Source organism: Microcoleus sp. ARI1-B5 (genome assembly GCF_036705795.1).
Classification (GTDB): Bacteria; Cyanobacteriota; Cyanobacteriia; order Cyanobacteriales; family Microcoleaceae; genus Microcoleus.
Genome location: NZ_JAUBVK010000073.1, coordinates 1 through 3,444, shown reverse-complemented (window position 1 = coordinate 3,444; position 3,444 = coordinate 1). Strand labels below are relative to the sequence as shown.

Here is a 3,444-nt window from a genome sequence, read left to right as displayed (position 1 = left end):
CCATTCTTCCAGAGGGGGTACAGGGCTATGTCCTTGATTTTATCAAGCTTTTGACGGGGTTGTCACCCCGTCAACTCCACCGCCTCAAATCGCCCGCAACGCCCGCGCTGCGTTGTTACCGTTAATTAGCCGAGCCAAGCCGCCCCATACACTGACAAGATACAGCACCATTTAAAACATTCAATCATTCAAACGCCTAGACATTTAGATGTTCAACTACTAAAATTGAGTTAATCAACGTATCGGTACACCTATGATCGTGACAATCGCCTCATTCAAGGGCGGAGTCGGAAAGACAACTACAGCGCTGCACCTAGCAGCTTACCTGCAAACAAAAGCACCTACGCTTTTGGTAGACGGCGACCTCAACCGCAGTGCGTTGGACTGGGCAGCGCGGGGTTCCCTGCCGTTCAAAGTAGTGGATGAGAAGCAAGGAGTTCGCTTTGCCAGAGATTACGAGCACATCGTGATAGACACGCCGGCCAGACCCGACCCCGACGAACTCAAAACTGTAGCAGAAGGTTGCGACTTGCTGATTTTGCCGAGTTCTCCCGATGCGATGGCCCTCACCGCGATGGCGCAAATGGTGGAAGCCCTGCATTCCCTCAAATCGAATTACCGCATTTTGCTGACGCTTATCCCACCAGCTCCCAGCAAAGTAGGGATTGAGTCTCGCAGAACGATCGAGAAAGCCGAGCTGCCGGTATTCAAAGCTGAGGTCAGGCGGCTGGCAGTATTTCAAAAAGCAGCGCTCGCCGGGGTTCCCGTAAGTGCCGTCAAAGATGCCTACGCCAAAGCTGCTTGGGGTTGTTATGCCGCAGCCGGCAAGGAGATATTGCCGTGAGCCGCTTTGATGATTTGTTAAAGGCGAAGAAACTCAAGCCCGGGGAACCCGATCTCGAACCCGCACCAACTCCGGCGCTCCCCAAAAGCAAAGACCCGAATTTTGTCAGGGCTACTGTTTACCTGCCAAAACAAATGCACCGCGACCTCAAATCTGCTGCCGCGCAGTCGGGTGAAGAAATCAGCGAGCTGGTTGAAAAGTCGGTCGCTCAATACCTCCAGCAGCTCAGCGCTAATAAGAACATTTGAATGTTTGGATGTTTGAACATTTGGACGCTTGAATGTTTATTTAATCTACTGGAGTTGTTTCTCCCGTCTGTCGCTGCATTCTGGAGGCAAGCGTACTGGCGGTAAAAAACTCAGGAGTTACGCAACTATCGCGCGCGATGCTTAGCAAAATTAGAGCGAGAAGGTTTGGAGGACAGAGCCTTTAGCGGCAGGGAAATTTGTACGTTCGGGCGAATCGCAGGTTTACAATCGAACAGCTCAAACCGTCATTTAGAATCAACCCCACCATCAACTCCCTCTCAATACATAAGTTTTACCCTCAACAACCACAGGACTCATCCAAAATGCAAAAACTAGAAGGAAAAGTCGCTCTCGTTACGGGTGGTACCAGTGGCATCGGTCTTGCCACTGCCAAGCGCTTTGTCGCCGAAGGTGCCTATGTCTTCATCACAGGTCGCCGTCAAAGCGAACTCGATGCCGCCGTGAAAGAGATTGGTGAAAATGTCACCGGTATTCAGAGCGATGTCTCCAAGCTGACAGATCTCGATCGCCTGTTCGCCACGATTAAACAAGAGCAAGGTCGCCTCGATGTAATCTTCGCCAATGCTGGCGGTGGAGAAATCGCCCCGCTCGGATCGATCACCGAAGAACACTTTGACAAAACGTTTAACACCAACGTTAAAGGTCTGCTGTTCACCGTGCAAAAGGCGCTGCCACTCTTACGCGAAGGCGCTTCTATCATCCTCAACGCCTCGACTGCTTCTACCGTGGGTACCCCAGCTTTCAGTGTTTACAGCGCAACCAAAGCCGCCGTGCGATCGTTTGCCCGCAATTGGACGCTCGACCTCAAAGAGCGCAAGATTCGGGTTAACGCAATTAGTCCTGGCGTAGTTCCTACTCCTGGTTACAATCTCCTGGGACTGAGCGACGAGCAAGTGCAGGAATTCGTGGACAGCCAAGCCGTCACTATTCCATTAGGGCGAGTCGGCACACCTGATGAGATTGCTAAGGCGGTTGTTTTTCTCGCTTGTGACGACAGCAGCTTTGTCAACGGCATCGAGCTGTTTGTCGATGGCGGTATGGCACAAATTTGAAGCGCTCTAAAAGCGGCCGCTAATCTTCCGAGCGCGCTACTTCTTTGAAAGGGCAAACGTACTAGAGATTTGGGAAGTTGTTTGGCTGTGGCTGCATTCTTGCGGTTAAGTGTCAGGCTGCTGATAAGCTTGGGATTGACGAAGAGAATAGGGGCAGCAGATAGTGGAGAAATTGTGGCAGCGGGGGACGATCGCTCTGATTTTGATAGGGATTCTTAGCGGCTGCAACTTGAGGAAGCCACCGCCACCGTCTCGGCTTCCTCAAGTTCGTGAGAAACCTAGGGTGCAGCAACCCAAACCAGGAACCAGAGAACCAATCAGCTCAGCCACCAACAACCCCAACTTGCTCCCGGGCAATCCCAGCAATGCAGCTCCCAGTGTTGCCAGCACCGATAACTACCTGATGGTGAAGCCGCAGTTTGTGATGAGTTACAACAACAAAACTCGCACCGCCAATTGGGTATCTTGGCAACTCAATCGCTCGTGGATTGGAAGCGCTGACCGAAAGAATGATTTCAGACCCGATGATGCACTCCCGGATGCTTGGTACAAAGTCCGCCCCAACGATTACACTCTAAGCGGCTACGACCGGGGACACCTCGCACCAAGCGCCGACCGCACTCGCAACGAAGCCGACAACAGCAGCACTTTCCTGATGACCAACATGATGCCCCAAGTGCCAGAACTCAACAGGGGTGTCTGGGGTGATTTGGAAGATTACTGCCGGGAGTTGGCGCAGCGCCGGGCAAGGAACTCTACATCTCCGGCCGGGCCGGTGGGGAGGAAAGGCAGCATTGGCAGAAAGGAAAAGATTGCAGTGCCGGCAAAGACTTGGAAAGTTATCGCGGTGCTGGACAGACAGGGGTTAGGGATGCAGGGAATTACTAACAATACCAGGACGATCGCCGTGATGATGCCCAACGATGCGATCGTCAAGGGCAAGGCATGGAAAAGCTTTCGAGTACCGGTGAAACAGGTAGAGCGGGAGACCGGGTTGAATTTCTTGTCGAACGTAACCCCGCAAGTTCAGCAAGTCATTGAGAGCAAAGTTGACAGCCAATAACCCCAGCTTATTACCCCCATCAGTTTAACTGTCGTTACACCCCTTTACAAACCTTAACGATACCGTTAATAATAGAGACATCATCCGAACATTGACAACCAAATACAGCAATCATAAAACCATGACAGCAACTTTACAGCAGCGCGAAAGCGCCAACCTGTGGGAGCAGTTCTGCAACTGGGTAACATCAACCGACAACCGCCTCTATGTAGGCTG

At 52.0% G+C, this 3,444-nt stretch carries 4 protein-coding genes; all 4 read left to right on the top strand.

Translation table 11 applies throughout. The features are described 5' to 3' along the window. Positions 1-253: 253 nt before the first annotated feature. The 4 genes from QUB63_RS34900 (at position 254) to QUB63_RS34885 (ending at position 3,228) form a co-directional block, all read left to right on the top strand. Entirely contained in the window at positions 254-844 is a 591-nt protein-coding gene (locus QUB63_RS34900) for a ParA family protein (protein WP_332949965.1), read from the top strand. Next, positions 841-1,092 carry a CopG family transcriptional regulator gene (locus QUB63_RS34895; protein ID WP_332949964.1) on the top strand — a complete coding sequence of 84 codons (252 nt, stop codon included), beginning with the start codon at positions 841-843 and terminating at the stop codon, positions 1,090-1,092. The genes QUB63_RS34900 and QUB63_RS34895 overlap by 4 nt, the downstream gene beginning before the upstream one ends. 323 nt (positions 1,093-1,415) lie before the next feature. Continuing rightward, positions 1,416-2,165: a glucose 1-dehydrogenase gene (locus QUB63_RS34890; RefSeq protein WP_332949963.1), complete on the top strand. Its 750-nt coding sequence runs from the start codon at positions 1,416-1,418 to the stop codon at positions 2,163-2,165. A gap of 163 nt (positions 2,166-2,328) precedes the next feature. Continuing rightward, positions 2,329-3,228, top strand: coding sequence for a DNA/RNA non-specific endonuclease (locus tag QUB63_RS34885; RefSeq protein ID WP_332949962.1), 900 nt, complete (start codon positions 2,329-2,331; stop codon positions 3,226-3,228). The last annotated feature ends 216 nt before the right edge of the window (positions 3,229-3,444 follow it).

Bases quoted from the DNA above. Each gene is read 5' to 3' on its own strand.
- QUB63_RS34900 (WP_332949965.1), top strand. From the start codon at position 254: ATGATCGTGACAATCGCCTCATTCAAGGGCGGAGTCGGAAAGACAACT.
- QUB63_RS34890 (WP_332949963.1), top strand. From the start codon at position 1,416: ATGCAAAAACTAGAAGGAAAAGTCGCTCTCGTTACGGGTGGTACCAGT.